Source organism: Ralstonia sp. UNC404CL21Col, from assembly GCF_000620465.1.
Classification (GTDB): domain Bacteria; phylum Pseudomonadota; class Gammaproteobacteria; order Burkholderiales; family Burkholderiaceae; genus Ralstonia; species Ralstonia flatus.
The window spans coordinates 1515843-1532313 of sequence record NZ_JIBE01000003.1 but is presented as its reverse complement, the minus strand read 5'-3'; the positions used below and the strand labels follow the sequence as shown (position 1 = coordinate 1532313).

The 16471-nt window shown below is 66.4% G+C and carries 16 protein-coding genes; 13 read left to right on the top strand and 3 right to left on the bottom strand.

Translation table 11 applies throughout. The features are described 5' to 3' along the window. Positions 1–36 precede the first annotated feature (36 nt). The 3 genes from mreD to N511_RS0107225 all read right to left on the bottom strand — a co-directional run bounded on the left by mreD (position 37) and on the right by N511_RS0107225 (position 2895). A complete protein-coding gene (gene mreD, locus N511_RS0107240) occupies positions 37–549 on the bottom strand; it encodes a rod shape-determining protein MreD (protein WP_015856079.1) in 513 nt (170 codons plus the stop codon). Positions 550–565: 16 nt separating this feature from the next. Next, complete coding sequence (gene mreC / locus N511_RS0107235; protein WP_027678681.1) at positions 566–1612, bottom strand: rod shape-determining protein MreC; 1047 nt, start codon at positions 1610–1612, stop codon at positions 566–568. Between the two features lie 239 nt (positions 1613–1851). Beyond that, positions 1852–2895, bottom strand: a complete 1044-nt coding sequence (locus N511_RS0107225; RefSeq protein ID WP_004628293.1) for a rod shape-determining protein — start codon at positions 2893–2895, stop codon at positions 1852–1854. A 491-nt stretch (positions 2896–3386) separates the two neighbouring features. Here N511_RS0107225 and gatC point away from each other — a divergent pair, with 491 nt between their 5' ends. The 13 genes from gatC (at position 3387) to N511_RS0107160 (ending at position 16449) form a co-directional block, all read left to right on the top strand. Continuing rightward, positions 3387–3686 carry an Asp-tRNA(Asn)/Glu-tRNA(Gln) amidotransferase subunit GatC gene (gene gatC / locus N511_RS0107220; protein WP_004628291.1) on the top strand — a complete coding sequence of 100 codons (300 nt, stop codon included), beginning with the start codon at positions 3387–3389 and terminating at the stop codon, positions 3684–3686. Between the two features lie 98 nt (positions 3687–3784). Beyond that, entirely contained in the window at positions 3785–5272 is a 1488-nt protein-coding gene (gene gatA, locus N511_RS0107215) for an Asp-tRNA(Asn)/Glu-tRNA(Gln) amidotransferase subunit GatA (protein WP_027678680.1), read from the top strand. 38 nt (positions 5273–5310) lie between these two features. Continuing rightward, the gene (locus N511_RS0107210) at positions 5311–5793 is read left to right on the top strand and encodes a hypothetical protein (RefSeq protein ID WP_027678679.1); all 483 of its coding nucleotides are present in this window, start codon (positions 5311–5313) and stop codon (positions 5791–5793) included. Next, positions 5793–6755 (top strand): dienelactone hydrolase family protein, encoded by a 963-nt coding sequence (locus N511_RS0107205; protein ID WP_051530854.1) that lies wholly within the window; start codon positions 5793–5795, stop codon positions 6753–6755. The genes N511_RS0107210 and N511_RS0107205 overlap by 1 nt, the downstream gene beginning before the upstream one ends. Before the next feature lie 85 nt (positions 6756–6840). Further along, positions 6841–8307 (top strand): Asp-tRNA(Asn)/Glu-tRNA(Gln) amidotransferase subunit GatB, encoded by a 1467-nt coding sequence (gene gatB, locus N511_RS0107200; RefSeq protein WP_027678677.1) that lies wholly within the window; start codon positions 6841–6843, stop codon positions 8305–8307. A 14-nt stretch (positions 8308–8321) separates the two neighbouring features. Further along, positions 8322–9011: a DUF484 family protein gene (locus N511_RS0107195; protein ID WP_027678676.1), complete on the top strand. Its 690-nt coding sequence runs from the start codon at positions 8322–8324 to the stop codon at positions 9009–9011. Positions 9012–9025: 14 nt separating this feature from the next. Beyond that, positions 9026–10012: a tyrosine recombinase XerC gene (xerC, locus tag N511_RS0107190; RefSeq protein WP_027678675.1), complete on the top strand. Its 987-nt coding sequence runs from the start codon at positions 9026–9028 to the stop codon at positions 10010–10012. A gap of 39 nt (positions 10013–10051) precedes the next feature. Next, entirely contained in the window at positions 10052–11245 is a 1194-nt protein-coding gene (locus tag N511_RS0107185; RefSeq protein ID WP_027678674.1) for a class I SAM-dependent rRNA methyltransferase, read from the top strand. A 78-nt stretch (positions 11246–11323) separates the two neighbouring features. Beyond that, positions 11324–11842, top strand: a complete 519-nt coding sequence (locus N511_RS23790) for a metal-dependent hydrolase (protein WP_037026468.1) — start codon at positions 11324–11326, stop codon at positions 11840–11842. 132 nt (positions 11843–11974) lie between these two features. Beyond that, entirely contained in the window at positions 11975–13501 is a 1527-nt protein-coding gene (locus tag N511_RS0107175; RefSeq protein WP_027678673.1) for an FAD-dependent oxidoreductase, read from the top strand. 12 nt (positions 13502–13513) lie between these two features. Continuing rightward, positions 13514–14752: a lactonase family protein gene (locus N511_RS0107170; RefSeq protein ID WP_027678672.1), complete on the top strand. Its 1239-nt coding sequence runs from the start codon at positions 13514–13516 to the stop codon at positions 14750–14752. Between the two features lie 96 nt (positions 14753–14848). After that, positions 14849–15376 (top strand): Fur family transcriptional regulator, encoded by a 528-nt coding sequence (locus N511_RS0107165; protein WP_027678671.1) that lies wholly within the window; start codon positions 14849–14851, stop codon positions 15374–15376. Then, entirely contained in the window at positions 15364–16449 is a 1086-nt protein-coding gene (locus N511_RS0107160) for a CobW family GTP-binding protein (RefSeq protein WP_027678670.1), read from the top strand. Before N511_RS0107165 ends, N511_RS0107160 begins: the two co-directional genes overlap by 13 nt. The last annotated feature ends 22 nt before the right edge of the window (positions 16450–16471 follow it).

Here is a 16471-nt window from a genome sequence, read left to right as displayed (position 1 = left end):
TGAAGGCGAATAGCGCGGTGCATCAGATCGGCCGCCTTAGATCGGCCGAGTTTCGTCGACGCTTTCCGGGCGACGCTGCGGCGCCAGCAGGAAGGCGTTGGCGAACGGCCAGAGGGCAGCTTCGATCAGCGGCGGCAGGATGACCTGCCAGTCCGGCAGGTGCGCGCCCATCAGCAGGCGGATGACGATCGGCACGGCGTGCGCCAGCACCAGCAGCGGCAGCACGTGCAGCGCCTGCGACAGCACCGAGAACCACAGCACGCGCCGGTGAATCGTGATCGCAAAATACGACAGCATCGTGTAGGCCATCGCGTGTTCGCCAAGCAGACGCGCTTCGTGCACGTCCATCAGGAGGCCCAGCAGGAAAGCCACCACCATGCCCACGCGGCGCGGCTGATGGATGTTCCAGAACACCAGCACCAGCGCCACCAGATCGGGAATCCACTGCATGTGGCCCCACGGCATCAGGTTGAACAGGAACGCCAGCACGAAGCTGAACGCGATGAAGCCAGGGTTGACCGGGCGCAGCAGGTATTGGGGCGAGTTCATGATCGATGGCCTCGCTTCAGCGTTTTTGCGCTGAATCGGTGTCCAGCGGATTGCCGTCGGCGTCGGTCGGGCGCGGCGGCGGGGCGTTTTCTTCGGCTGCCGGCGCGGGCGCCGGCACATTGGCTTCGGCGGCGGCGCGTGCGGCGCGGTCCTTTTCTTCGCGGGCGTCGCGGGCAGCGTTCTTGCCCTTGGCTGCGGGCGGCGGCGACAGATCCGTCGGCGGCGGGAAGCCCGATTCGTACTTCACGATCAGCAGGTGCCGGTTGCTGCGGATGCCGGCCACCGGCTCGCAGATCACGCGCGAGAACGCGGTATCAGCCTTGCGCTCGATCTGCGAAATACGCGCCACCGGCAGGCCCGCCGGATAGACGCCGTCCAGCCCAGACGTCACGAGCAGGTCGCCCTGTTGCAAATCGGCCGAGGCGGCCATGAAGCGCAGGTCCAGCGCGCCCGGCCGGGCGCCGCCAAAGGCCACGCTGCGCAGGCCGTTGCGTACCACTTCCACGGGGATCGCCTGGTCTTTGTCCGTCAGCAGCGTGACTTGCGATTCGAACAGCGACACGCGCGTCACCTGCCCGACCACGCCGCGGTCGTCGATGACGGGGTAGCCCGCGCGCACGCCGTCCTTCGAGCCGCGATCGATCACGATGCGCTGCGTATAAGGGTCACGTGCTTCGTAGAGGACTTCCGCCGCCACCGTCGGCACCGCCGCGTGCTGCTTCAGATTCAGCAGCGTACGCAGATTGCGGTTTTCGGCTTCGAGCTGCGAGGCGCGCAGCGATTGCTGCGCCTGGGCAACGGCCGATTCGCGCAGGTTGCGGTTATCGACGGCCAGCTTGGTGGACGACTGCGTGTAATCGAGCGCGGCGCGTGCCGTATCGCGAGGAATCAGCACCAGGCGCTCGACCGGGTACAGGATGACCGACACGACTTGCCGGACCACGCCCAGCACGGACATGCGGGCATCGATCACCAGCAATGCAAGCGCAAGCGCGAGCAAGGCGACCAGCCGCGCGGTGGCGGACGGGCCCTGCTTGAAGAGGGGCGGCGGGGAGTAATCCATGACCCGGACGCTTCAAATGGGCACGGCAGACGCGTGACGGTCAACGTCAAGGTCAACGGCCTGCCGGCAACAGATTGGGTGTGGCGCTGGTGCGGTGCCGAAGCCCTGGGTGGGCGGAGCACGGCGCACCGGCGCGAGACGCATCTCAGCGGTCCGCGAAGGCGGCTGGCGTGACCAGGACGGCAGTCACGAAATCGGCCGCAACAGCGGAACGCGGATCGGCGTGGCGCATGGTCCCGTTATTCGTACGAGAAGATGCTGCCGAGCTTGTCCATGCGTTCGAGCGCCATGCCCGAGCCGCGCACCACGCAGGTCAGCGGGTCTTCGGCCACCAGCACCGGCAGGCCGGTTTCTTCGGCCAGCAGGCGGTCCAGGTCGCGCAGCAGTGCGCCGCCGCCCGTGAGCATCATGCCGCGCTCGGCAATGTCGGCGCCCAGTTCCGGCGGGGTTTGTTCCAGCGCGATCTTCACCGACGAGACGATCTGGTTCAGCGGGTCGGTCAGCGCTTCCAGGATTTCGTTGGACGACACCGTGAAGGCGCGCGGAATGCCTTCCGACAGGTTGCGGCCCTTCACTTCCATCTCGCGCACTTCCGAACCCGGGAAGGCCGAGCCGATTTCCTTCTTGATGGCTTCGGCGGTCTGTTCGCCGATCAGCATGCCGTAGTTGCGGCGGATGTAGTTGACGATGGCCTCGTCGAACTTGTCGCCGCCCACGCGCACGCTGCCCTTGTAGACCATGCCGCCCAGCGAGATGATGCCCACCTCGGTGGTGCCGCCGCCAATGTCCACCACCATCGAACCCGACGGCTCCGACACCGGCAGGCCGGCGCCAATGGCAGCCGCCATCGGCTCTTCAATCAGGTAGACCTGCGATGCGCCAGCGCCCAGCGCCGATTCGCGGATGGCGCGGCGCTCGACCTGGGTCGAACCGCACGGCACGCAGATGATGATGCGCGGGCTCGGGCGCAGCAGCTTGGTGTCGTGCACCATCTTGATGAACTGCTTGAGCATCTGCTCGGTGACGGTGAAGTCGGCGATCACGCCGTCTTTCATCGGGCGGATCGCCTCGATATTGCCCGGCACCTTGCCTAGCATCTGCTTGGCTTCCTTGCCGACCGCCTGGATGGTCTTCTTGGCGTTCGGGCCGCCTTCCTGGCGAATGGCCACCACCGACGGCTCGTCAAGGACGATGCCCTTGTCGCGGACGTAGATCAGGGTGTTGGCGGTGCCGAGGTCGATCGCGAGATCGTTGGAGAAATAGCTGCGCAAAAAGCCGAACATCGAATGAATCCTGTTTTTCGAGTCATGGGCGACCCAGCAGCAGGATTGCGGCGCAACGGCTGCACCAACGCGCGGACGTCGCAAGGGCATGCCATGCGGTCCGATCCTGCTACTGCGCTCCCGGGAATGTCGCGGGCTCCGTGGTGGTCGACGGTGGGGTGCCGTGGCACTGGCCATCCTGCCGAGGCTGGGCCGCCCGGAGAGGGGGCCCCCAAGGAACCTTTGATTAAGTGTCGCCTGATGCTGACGGTGCGACTGCCGGGAGGTTCCCGGGGTACTTAATCAGAGGGTCCGTGACTGCACGAAGTCGCCTGCTGACTTAGAAATTTAGTCGGCAATCATACCTTATAATTCGAGCGTTTCGCGGGCGTTTGGCGCCAAAATTCCGGCAAATCGGCGCTGTCAGCGCCCAACCTGAGCGGATTTTGCGCGCAGTAGCCGTCGCTTGCCGCACGTTGCCCGCCCGCCGCCGCACTCACTGACCCACTCCGATGGCACTCGAACTCTCCGACGTCAAACGCATCGCCCATCTCGCCCGTATCGAAGTCTCCGAAGGCGAGGCGGCCCAGACCCTCACCCAGCTCAACCAGTTTTTCTCGCTGGTCGAGCAGATGCAGGCCGTGGACACCACCGGCATCGAGCCGATGGCCCACCCGATCGAGCAGGTCCAGGCGCAAGCCCAGCGTCTGCGCGACGATGCCGTCACCGAGGCCGACCGCCGTGCGGACTATCAGCAATGCGCCCCGGCCACCGAAGCCGGCCTGTACCTCGTGCCCAAGGTGATCGAGTAACGCGCGGCAATCCGCGTAAACGGCGCGTCCGCGCTTGTCTTGAGCCCACTCCATTCGACGTCGCCGGCCGCTGCCGGCAGCCCATCCGAACGTATTCGATGACCGCATCCACGATCAAAGCCCTGTCCGCCCAACTCGCCGCCAAGGAGGTTTCGGCGGAGGAACTGGCGCGCCACTACCTGTCGCGCATCGAGGCCGGGGCGCACCTCAACGCCTTTACCCATGTCGACGCCGAGGCGACGCTTGCCCAGGCGCGGGCCGCCGACGCGCGCATCGCGGCCGGCAACGCGGCGCCGCTGACCGGCGTGCCGATCGCGCACAAGGACGTGTTCGTCACCCGCGGCTGGCGCGCCACGGCGGGCTCCAAGATGCTCGGCAACTACGTCAGCCCGTTTGACGCCACCGTGGTCGAACGCCTGGGCGCGGCCGGCATGGTGACGCTGGGCAAGACCAACATGGACGAATTCGCGATGGGCTCGTCCAACGAGAACTCGGCGTTCGGCGCGGTCAAGAACCCGTGGAACCTCGAGCACGTGCCGGGCGGCTCGTCGGGCGGCTCGGCGGCGGCGGTTGCGGCCGATCTGGCGCCCGCCGCAACCGGAACGGACACCGGCGGCTCGATCCGTCAGCCGGCATCGTTCTCGGGCATTACCGGGATCAAGCCGACGTACGGCCGCGTGTCGCGCTACGGCATGATCGCCTTCGCCTCGTCGCTGGATCAGGGCGGCCCGATGGCGCGCACGGCCGAGGATTGCGCGCTGCTGCTGTCTGCCATGGCCGGCTTTGACCCGCGTGATTCCACCAGCCTGGAACCCGGCCGCGGCGGCGATGTGGAAGACTTCGGCCGCCTGCTCGGCCAGCCGCTGCAAGGCGCCGATGCCGCGCGCCCGCTGGCCGGCCTGCGCATCGGCCTGCCGAAGGAGTATTTCGGCGAAGGCCTGGCCGACGACGTTCGCGCCACGGTACGCGCCGCGCTGGCCGAGCTGGAAAAGCTCGGCGCCACGCTGGTCGACATCAGCCTGCCGAAGACCGAACTGTCGATCCCGACGTATTACGTGATCGCCCCGGCCGAGGCGTCGTCCAACCTGTCGCGCTTTGATGGCGTGCGTTACGGCCACCGCGCGGCGGAATACCGCGATCTGGCCGACATGTACCGCAAGTCCCGCGCCGAAGGGTTCGGCTGGGAGGTCAAGCGCCGCATCCTGGTGGGTACATATGTGCTGTCCCACGGGTATTACGACGCGTATTACCTCCAGGCGCAGAAGATCCGCCGGATCATCGCGCAGGATTTCCAGAACGCATTCGCGCAGTGCGACGTGGTCATGGGCCCCGTCGCCCCGACCGTTGCCTGGAAGATCGGCGAGAAGAGCGACGATCCGGTGCAGATGTACCTTGAAGACATCTTCACGCTGTCGACCAGCCTGGCGGGCCTGCCGGGCATGAGCGTGCCGGCCGGTTTCGGCGCCAACGGTCTGCCGGTTGGCTTGCAGATCATCGGCAACTATTTTGAAGAGGCACGCATGCTGCAGATCGCGCATGCGTTCCAGCAGACGACCGACTGGCACAACCGCCAGCCGGCCGCTTGAAGCCGCACCGACGTTTCCGCTCCATGCAGGAGGCACGCATGAACCACCGCATCCGCACTGCACTCGGGCTGGCGCTTGCCGCCGGCCTGCTGGCGGCGTGCGTGCCGATTCCGCTGCCGTCGATTCCCGGCATCAGCCGGCCGTCGAAGCCGCCACCGATTTCCGACCGCCGCATCGACATCAACGGCTACTGCAGTCAGACCGAAGAAGACGGTTTCCGCGAGCAGGCGACGCTTACGGTGGCCGACAACAACGTCAGCGCCATGCAATGGCAGTTGTGGGTCGGCCGGCGCGGCTCGTGCCAGTTCGACCTGTCGACGTTCCAGCAGACCAAGCGCCGCCCCAGCATCGAGCTGCGCGAGCGCTACGGCAATTGCACGCTGATGGTTTGGCAGGACCCGCGCCGCGTCACGCTGGCACACGCCAACTGCGAAGCGCATTGCACGCCCGGCATCTATGAAGAAGCCTGGCCGGTGATGTTCGACCCGCAAACGGGCCAATGCGCCCGGAATGCCCGGTGATGCGCCTATCGCTTCGCGTGGTGGCGGCGCTGACCAGCGCCCTGGCGCTGCACGCGTTCGCGCAACCAACGCCCGACGCTGAAGGCGCCCTGCCGGATATGCCGGCGGCGCGTGCGCCGTCATCGGCGGAGCTGGGCGTACAGACGGTGGAGATTCCGCGTGCGTCTGTGAAAGACGCCGACGATGCGCCGCCAACGTTGACTGCCTACTGGGTCGCGTCGCCCGTCAAGGCGCCCGCGACCGGCACGCCGGTGGTGATCGCGCTGCACGGCTGCAGCGGCCTGTATACGCCGGCCGGGGCGGATGCCAAGGCGCTGGGCTCGCGTTATCGCGGTTATGCGCAGTGGCTCGGCGCGCGTGGTTACGCGGTGGTGTTTCCGGACAGTTTCGGCCCGCGCGGCAAACCGCACGGCATCTGCACCGAACGCACCGCCACACGCGATATCAACGGTGCCGTGCGCCGCGCCGACGTGCTGGCCACGATCCGCTGGGTAGCGGGGCAGCCGGGCGTGGATGCGCGCCGCATCGTGCTGCTCGGCTGGTCCAACGGCGCGCAGGCCGTGCTGGAGGCGGTGGATGCCAGCCGGGCGTGGCCGGCCGATACGCCTGCCGTCAATCGCGCGGTGGCGTTCTATCCGGGCTGTGCGTCGGCACAGAAGCGGCCGGACTATCGGCTCAACGCGCCGTTGCTGCTGCTGGCCGGCGGCAACGACGACTGGACCCCGGCCGATCACTGCCAGGCGCTGCAGACGGCCGTACTGGCGCGGCAACCGCAAGCCCGTTTCGAGCTGGACATGTTTGGCGGCGCGTATCACGGCTTCGACGGCACGGCAGCAATCAAGGAGCGCAACGGCATCCCCAAGGGACGTCGCTACGGAACGGTCACGGTCGGCGGTGATCCGGCAGCGCGCGAGGCCGCGTTTGCGAAGCTCGCGGCGTGGCTCGATGCGCCGCACCCCTGATCGCAGCAAGGCAAGAACACCTGAATACCTGAACACCTGAGTACCTAGACATTCACACCACAACAATCGACAGGACACACGCAACATGCAATGGGAAGTGGTGATCGGCCTCGAGACGCACACGCAGCTCTCGACGGTCTCGAAGATTTTCTCCGGCGCGTCCACCGCCTTTGGCGCGGCGCCCAACACGCAAGCGGCGCCCGTTGACCTGGCGCTGCCGGGCGTGCTGCCGGTGCTGAACAAGGGCGCCGTCGAGCGCGCCATCGTGTTCGGCCTGGCCATCGGCGCCAAGATCGCGCCCAAGAGCATCTTCGCGCGCAAGAATTACTTCTACCCCGATCTGCCCAAGGGCTACCAGATCAGCCAGTACGAGATCCCCGTGGTGCAGGGCGGCACGCTGACTATCCAGGTGGAAGGTAAGAACGGCCAGCCGGGTTATGAGAAGACCGTGCAGCTCACGCGCGCCCATCTGGAAGAAGATGCGGGCAAATCGCTGCACGAGGACTTTGCCGGCATGACGGGCATCGACCTGAACCGCGCCGGCACGCCGCTGCTGGAAATCGTGACCGAGCCCGACATGCGCAGCGCGGCCGAGGCCGTTGCTTACGCCAAGGCGCTGCACGCCCTGGTGATGTGGCTGGGCATCTGCGACGGCAACATGCAGGAAGGCAGCTTCCGTTGCGACGCGAACGTGTCGGTGCGCCCGGGCCCGGATGCGCCGTTCGGCACGCGCTGCGAAATCAAGAACCTGAACTCGTTCCGCTTCCTGGAAGAGGCGATCAACTACGAAGTGCGCCGCCAGATCGAACTGATCGAAGACGGCGGCACCGTGGTGCAGGAAACCCGCCTGTACGATCCGGACCGCAAGGAAACGCGCTCGATGCGCAGCAAGGAAGACGCGCAGGATTACCGCTACTTCCCCGACCCCGACCTGCTGCCGCTCGTCATTGGCGACGATTGGATCGAGCGCGTGCGCGCCACGCTGCCCGAGCTGCCCGCCGCCATGGCTTCCCGCTTCGAGTCGGCCTATGGGCTGCCGAAGTACGACGCGAGCATCCTCACCGCCACCAAGGCGACGGCTGCGTACTTCGAGGCTGTCGTGGCGGATGCGGGCGCTGCCCATGCCAAGGCCGCGGCCAACTGGATCATGGGCGAGGTCGCCTCGAACCTGAACCGCGCCGACCTGGACATCGATGCCGCACCGGTGTCGCCCGCGCAACTGGCTAAGCTGCTGGCCCGTATTGCCGACGGCACGATCAGCAACAACACCGCCAAGAAGGACGTCTTCCCCGCCATGTGGGCCGGCGAACACGGCGGCGATGCCGACGCGATCATCGCCGAGAAGGGCCTGAAGCAGATGTCGGATTCGGGCGAGCTGGAGAAGATCATCGACGACGTGCTGGCCGCCAATGCCAAGTCGGTCGAGGAATTCCGCGCCGGCAAGGAGAAGGCATTCAACGCGCTGGTGGGTCAGGCCATGAAGGCCACGCGCGGCAAGGCCAACCCCGCACAAGTCAACGAACTGCTGAAGAAAAAACTCGGCGCAGCCTGATGAGCAACTCCACGATGAACGCACAAGACGTCGCCAACTACCTGCAGGCGCATCCGGCCTTCTTTGAAGAGCACGCCGAGCTGCTGGCCGCCATTCAATTGACGAGCCCGCACAGCCACCGCGCGGTGTCGCTGCAGGAGCGTCAGATGGAAATCCTGCGCGACAAGAACAAGCACCTCGAACTGAAGCTCTCGGACCTGATGCGCCACGGCAACGAGAACGACCGCACGCAGCAGCGCGTGCACGCCTGGACGACGCGCCTGCTGGGTGAGGCCGACACGCATGCGCTGCCGTACGCCGTGCAGGATGGTCTGCGTGAAATCTTTGACGTGCCCGCTGTGGCGCTGCGCGTGTGGCAGGTCGGTGAGGAATTTGCACACCTTGAAGTCGCGCAGGGCGTGAGCGAGGAAGTGCGCCTGTTTGCCGCCGGCCTGCGTGCGCCGTATTGCGGTGCCAATGCGGGCTTTGAAGCCGCCGGCTGGCTTGATACGTCGGATACCGGCGGCGCGCCCGTCGAATCGCTCGCGATCGTCACGCTGCGCGTGCCGGTGCGTGGCGATGCCGATGCCAGCGCTGCGCCGGCATTCGGCCTGCTGGTGCTCGGGTCGCCGGACGCCCGCCGCTTCCATGACGGCATGGGTACGACTTACCTCGCGCAGATCGGCGAACTGGCCGCTGCCGCGCTCAACCGCCTGCGCGACTGAGCGCAGCCCACCGCATGCCGCAATCTGCTTCAGCCGATGCGTCCGGCGCGCAGGCGCCGCATCCGCAGATTGCGGCGTACCTTGACGCGCTGAAGTTCGAGCGGCAGCTCTCGCCGCACACGCTGGAGAGCTACACCCGCGAGCTGGCCGTGCTGCAGCGCCTCGGTGCGCAGCACGCCGCCATCGTCGATCTCACGCAACTGCAGTCCCACCACATCCGCCGCATGATGGCGCAACTGCACGGCGACGGTCTGTCAGGCCGCAGCATCGCGCGGGCGCTGTCGGCGTGGCGCGGCTGGTTCAAATGGATGGCGCTGCGCGATGCCGCCGTCACCGCCAATCCCGTTGATGGTGTACGCGCCCCGAAGAGCCCGAAGCGGCTGCCGAAAGCGTTGTCCGTCGAGCAAGCTGTCGCGCTGATGGAGCAGTTGCCCGGCGACGATGCCGAAACGGTTCGCGACCGTGCCGTCAACGAGCTGTTCTATTCGTGCGGGCTGCGGCTCTCCGAGCTGGTCAGCCTCGACATGCGCCACGTGAAGGCCGGCGCGTATGAATCGGCGAGCTGGCTCGATCTGGAGGCGCGCGAGGTGCAGGTGCTCGGCAAGGGCAGCAAGCGGCGCACCGTGCCGGTGGGCACCAAGGCGGCGGAGGCGCTGGCTGCATGGCTGGCGGTGCGCGAGCAGCTTGCCAAGCCCGACGCGGCACCCGAAGACGCGCACGCGCTGTTTCTCTCGCCGCGTGGCAAGCGGCTGGCGCAGCGGCAGATTCAATTGCGCATGAAGCGCAACGCCATCGCGGCGGGTGTTCCGGCGGATGTGCATCCGCACGTGCTGCGGCATTCGTTTGCCACGCACATGCTGCAGTCCTCCGGTGATCTGCGCGCGGTGCAGGAACTGCTCGGCCACGCCAGCATTGCCAGCACGCAGGTTTATACTTCGCTCGATTTTCAGCACCTGGCCAAGATCTACGATCAGGCGCATCCCCGCGCAAAAAAGAAGTAGCGCATTGCCCGAGCCATCGGGCACCCCATCCCCAGTCGTATGCAAACCCTGATTCTGAAGCCCGGCAAGGAGCGCTCGCTGCTGCGCCGGCACCCGTGGATTTTCGCCAACGCCATCGATCGCGTCGAAGGCAAGCCGGCCTCCGGCGCGACCGTCATCGTGCGCGCGCACAACGGCCAGTTTCTGGCGCGCGCCGCGTTCAGCCCTGTCTCGCAGATTCGCGCGCGCGTGTGGAGCTTTGATGAATCGGAGCCCGTCGACCACGCGTTCTTCAAGCGCCGCATTGCCGCCGCCGTGGCGTACCGCCGCGCGTGGGTGCACGACACCGACGCCGTGCGCCTCGTCATGGGCGAAGCCGATGGCCTGCCCGGCCTGATCGTCGACCAGTACGGCACAGGGGATGCGGGCCAGCTCGTCTGCCAGTTCAGCGCCGCGGGCGTGGAGCACTGGAAGCAGGCGATCGTCGCCGCGCTCATCAAAGAGACGGGTTGCCCGAACGTCTATGAACGGTCGGACGTGAGCGTGCGCGAGCGCGAAGGCCTGGAGCAGATGACCGGTGTGCTGGCCGGCGCCGAGCCGCCCGCCGATCTGTCCGCCACCGAGCACGGCGTGCGTTATTACGTGGACGTGCGCGAAGGCCACAAGACCGGCTTCTACGTGGATCAGCGCGACAACCGCGCGCTCGTCGGCGCCTTGGCGCGCGATCGCGATGTGCTGAACTGCTTCTGCTATACCGGCGGCTTTTCGCTGGCCGCGCTCAAGGGCGGGGCGCGCTCGGTGGTGTCGATCGACTCGTCGGGCGAGGCGCTGGCGGTGGCAGAGCGCAACGTCACGCTCAATGGCTTCGATCCGGCGCGCGCCGAGTGGCTGGACGCGGACGTCTTCAAGTCGCTGCGCAACTTCCGCGCGGAAGGCCGCCAGTTCGACCTGATCGTGCTGGATCCGCCCAAGTTTGCGGCCTCGGCGCAGCAGGTCGATCGCGCGGCGCGCGCATACAAAGAGATCAACTTGGTTGGCATGCAGTTGCTGCGCCCGGGCGGCCTGCTCTTCACGTATTCATGCTCGGGCGCGATCGACGCAGACCTGTTCCAGAAGATCGTCGCGGGAGCGGCGGCCGATGCCAAGGTGACGGCGCGCATCCAGCGCCGGCTGGCGGGCGGCGTCGACCACCCGCTGCTGACGAGCTTCCCGGAAGGCGAATACCTCAAGGGCCTGCTGCTGCAAGTCGGCTAGCAATTTGTCGCAATTTTTGGCTTGTCCCGGCAAGCCGCCATTGCGAAGATGCGGTCCTTCGTTTTCCGCATCACGTCGATGGCATCCAATGCAGCCCATCACGCGACGGGTTGGGCGGCAGGCCTGATTGCCGCCACCCTCGTCGCACAGGCTTCGCACACGTCTCTCGAACATCTCGGCAGCCTCCTGGCGTTTTGCGCGGCGGTGGCCGGCAGCACCGCGCCCGACTGGATGGAGGTGGCCTGGTGGACCCCCGCGCGCCGCCTGTGGATCACGCACCGCACCGCCACCCATTGGGGCATTGGCTGGGTGGCGGTGCTTGTTCTGTCATACCAGGCGCTGGGCCATGCGCACGTGTGGGCGCCGCTGCTGTTCGGCTTCGCGTGCGGTGGGTTGATGCACCTGTTGGCGGACTGGCCCAATCCGCTGGGCGTGCCCTGGATCTGGGGGCGCCATTCCCTGAACTTGTGGAAGAGCGGTCGCTGCGATCTGGTCGTGGTGATCCTGGCGTGGGCTGCGGCGTGCTGGCTGGTGCGGCCGCTGTGGGCGGCAACGGCAACGCGCGTGGTCGGATGGTTCGCACACGTGGCGCGATGAGCCAGCCGTATCGGCATTGTCTGATGGAAGCCGGGCCCGCGAACGACTAAGTTGGAACCGCCGGACGCCATGCGTCCGAATCCAACTCCGTTTGCGCAAGCGTTGCGCAAACGCCCTCACCGGGAGTCGTCGATGACACTGGATGTGACGCGCCAAGACCCTCGCTACAACACGCTCAAACATGGCTTCAACCTGCGCTGGCCCTCGACGGACGCGCAGGCCGCGAGCCGCATCGCCCTCATTGAAAAGCCCGACGATGTGGCGCCCGCCGTGCAGCGCATCATCAACGCGGGCCAGCGCCCGACCGTGCGCAGCGGCGGACATTGCTACGAGGATTTCGTCTCCAACAACCCCGACGGCACGATCGTCGACCTGAGCCTGCTCGCCACCCCCGAGGTGCGCGCCGACGGCTCGGTGCGCATTCCGGCCGGCACGCAGAACTGGAACGGCTACCTGGAGCTGTACAAGCGCCACAACGTGACGCTGCCGGGCGGCTCCTGCTATTCGGTGGGCGCGGGCGGGCATATCTGCGGCGGCGGATACGGGCTGCTTTCGCGGCTGCAGGGGCTGACGGTGGATTGGCTCTCGGCCGTGGACATTGTCACGGTCGACAAGACAGGCAAGGCCGCTGCGCGCACCGTGGATGCGGCGCACGATCCGGATCTCTTCCGGGCATGCCGCGGCGCAGGTGGCGGCAACTTCGGCGTCATCACGAGCTACACGTTCGCCAAGCTGCCGGCGGCGCCGCAGGAAGTGGCGCTCGCCACCGTGGCCTTCGACTGGGCGACCATGACACCGCAGCGCTTTGCCGAACTGCTGCGCATCTACGGCGAATACTGGGAGACGCGCGGCAAGGATCCGGACACGTGGGGCATGTTCTCGCTGCTCAAACTCACGCACAAATCGTCGGGGCAGATCGTGCTGCTCACGCAGTTCTGCAACCCGGATGGCACGTGCCGCGATCTCTCCGTCCTCAATGATTTTCTGAACCGCTTCCAGGCTTGCGCGCCCACGCCGGTCAAGGGGCGCCCGCCCGGCTACGGCCCTGCGCACAAGCAGGGCGTGGGGCAACTGCTCTGCTCCAAGCCGCACACCATCGTGCAATACGACTGGCTGACCGCTACGCAGTATCTGAACGGCTCGGGTGCCAATCAGCGCGGCAAGTACAAGTCGGCCTACATGAAGCGCGGCTTCACGGCGCGTGAGGCGCAGCGCATCTATGCCCACCTCACGCGGACAATGCCGGGAGTCGATCTGAGCCAGTCTCTGCTGCAAGTCGATTCGTACGGCGGCGCCGTCAACAAGGCGGAGCGCATTGGCGACACCTCCGTGCCGCAGCGCGCGTCGATCATGAAGCTGCAGTACCAAACGTATTGGACGTCCGCGGCCGATGACGCCGGCCACCTGCGCTGGATCAGCGATTTCTACCGCGACGTCTATGGCGCGCCCGATGTGCCCGCGCCGCACAGCGGCACACCTTACCCGGGCGACCGGTACGAGGGCTGCTACATCAACTACCCCGACGTCGACATGCTCGCCTACCCGTTCTGGCCGCAGCTCTACTACGGCAGCGGCGACCTGTACGCGTTTTTGCAGGACGTGAAGCGCCGGTATGATCCGAACAACATCTTCCACCACGCGATGTCCGTGCGTGTTTGATGGAGCCATCCAATGACCAATCGTCTTCGTCGAACTTTCATGCAGTGGACCGGTAGCTTGCCTTTGCTGGGCGCTCTTCCCAAAACCGTCATGGCCCAGGCGGCCGAGCAACCTGCCGCGTCGGGCGCGCAGCCCGCAGGCAATGCGCGCGCTCCCCGCTTCGCCTATGTCGGCACGTACACGTTCAATGCGCCGGGCGGCACCGCCGGCGGCCCGGCCGCGCGCGGCATCTATGTGCTCGCACCGCGCGGCGATGCATGGACGCAGGTGCAGGTCGTCGAAAGCGCCAATCCGTCGTTCCTGGCCGTGCACCCGAATCAGCGGTTCCTGTACGCCATCAACGAACTTGAGGTGTATGAAGGTCGGCCGAACGGCAGCGCCGAGGCCTATGCGATCGACGCGCGCGACGGCAAGCTGACGCTGCTGAACCGCCAGCCGCTGTCGCTGTCGGGCACGAACCCCGCACACGTGGTCGTGTCGCCGGACGGCAAGCACCTGTGCGTGTCGATCTACAGCGGCGGCGCGTACAACCTCCTGCCGATCGGCGAGGACGGCAAGCTCGGCACCGTCTCCGGCATCTTCAAGGACACCGGCTCCGGCCCCCGCCCCGAACAGGAGGCGCCGCACGCGCACATGATGCTGTTCGACACCACCGGCCAGCACGTGGTCGGCACCGACCTGGGCACCGATCGCATCAACGTGTTTGCCATTGAGGGCGGCAAGCTTGCCCCGCGCGACCGTGCGCAGCTCAAGCCCGGCAGCGGCCCGCGCCACCTGGCGCTGCATCCGCAAGGCAAGCTGGTCTACGTCATCAACGAACTGGAAGGCTCGGTCGCCTGCCACGGATACGACCCCGCCACCGGCCACGTGCAGGAAGAGCGTCAGCGCATTTCCACCACCCCTGCCGACTACACCGGCCAGAAGAGCGGCGCCGAGCTGCTGATGCACCCGTCCGGGCGGTTCCTCTACGCCAGCAACCGGAAGCTGAAGTCCGACCACCCGCTGGCCGACAGCGTGGCCGCATTCAGCATCGATGCCTCGGGCAAGCTCGCGCCGCTTCAGTACTGGAGCGAGGGCGTGCACTTTCCGCGGGCGATGACGATGGCGCCCGACGGCAGCCACCTCTACGTGCTCAACCAGAAGGGCGACACCATTCTGCGGCTGCGCATCGACGGCCAGACCGGCAAGCTGGACCAGCCGGCGGTGGTGGCGAAGGTGCCGACACCGGTGTGTCTGGCATTTGCGGCGTAAGCGCTACCGCCGCACGAAAAGAAACCCTGGGCGGTGCAAGGCCGCCCAATTGCAACTCAATTGCAGCAACCCGTGCCCCGTGGGACAATCCCGCGCATGAATACCCCGGCCCCGCGCGACGATCTCGTCACTTCGCAATCCAGTTCGCCTGAAGAGGCTGCCCGCGCACGCCTGCGCGGCCTGGGCAGCCGTGTGACCGAGCCCCGCGTGCGCGTGCTGGCTGTGCTGATGCAGGGCGCCGATGCGCTCTCGCACCAGGCGGTATGCGACGCGCTGCCGGACGACTCCGGCATCGACCGCGTGACCGTCTACCGCGTGCTCGACTGGCTCGTGGCAGGCGGTATCGTCCACAAGACGGCCGGGGCCGATCGTGTCTTCCGCTTCAGCCTGGCCGAGCACGATGCGGCGCGCGAAGCGGCGCACCGCTCGCACAGTCACTTCCACTGCACGCAATGCGGGCGCGACTTCTGCTTGGAGGGTGCCGAGCCGCCGGCCATGCCGAAGGCCGCCCTGCCCGCCGGCTTCGCAGCCGACCATGCCGAACTCACCATCAAGGGCGCTTGCGCGGATTGCGCGCATCTGGCGTCTCATCACAAGACAGGAAACGCATCATGTCCAAAATGATCCCGGTCACCATCCTGACGGGCTTTCTCGGCAGCGGTAAGACCACGCTGCTCAAGCGCATCCTGACCGAACAGCACGGCATGAAGATCGCCGTGATCGAGAACGAGTTCGGTGAAGAGAACATCGACAACGACATCCTCGTGCAGGACGGCAACGAGCAGATCGTGCAGATGAGCAACGGCTGCATCTGCTGCACCATCCGCGGCGACCTGGTGAAGGGGTTGTCCGACCTGCTCACGCGCCGCGACAACGGCCAGATCCAGTTCGATCGCGTGGTCATCGAGACCACCGGCGTTGCGAACCCCGGCCCCGTCGCTCAGACGTTCTTCATGGACGACGAGATCGCCAGCCGCTACCTGCTGGATGCCGTCATCACGCTGGTCGACGCCAAGCACGGCAACATGCAGCTCGACAAGCAGGAAGAGGCGCAGCGCCAGGTGGGCTTTGCCGACGCCATCTTCATTACCAAGAGCGATCTGGTGTCCGCCGACGACGTGGACGCATTGCGCCACCGCCTGCTGCACATGAACCCGCGCGCCCCGATCCGCACCGCCAATTTTGGCGACGCGCCGATCGACACCATCTTCGATCTGCGCGGCTTCAATCTGAATGCCAAGCTGGAGATCGACCCAGACTTCCTGCGCGAAGACGGTCATGATCACAACCACGATCACGATCATGACCACGCCTGCTCGGCCGATTGCGATCACGATCACGACCACGATCATGAGCACCACGGTCACGGCCATCACCACCATCACGGGCATGCGCACCATACCGACCGCATCGCCTCGTTCGTCTTCCGCAGCGAACGGCCGTTCAACTACACCAAGCTGGAGGAGTTTCTCTCCGGCGTGCTGAACATCTACGGCGAGAAGCTGCTGCGCTACAAGGGCGTGCTGTACATGGAAGGCGTCGACCGCAAGGTCGTATTCCAGGGCGTGCACCAGCTCATGGGCAGCGATGTGGGCGGCAAATGGGACGGCGAGACCCCTTCCAACCGGATGGTGTTCATCGGTGTCGACCTGCCGCGCGAAACGATTCTGAAAGGATTGGAGAACTGCCTGGCCTGATCCAGCCGCTTTTACCCTCCTT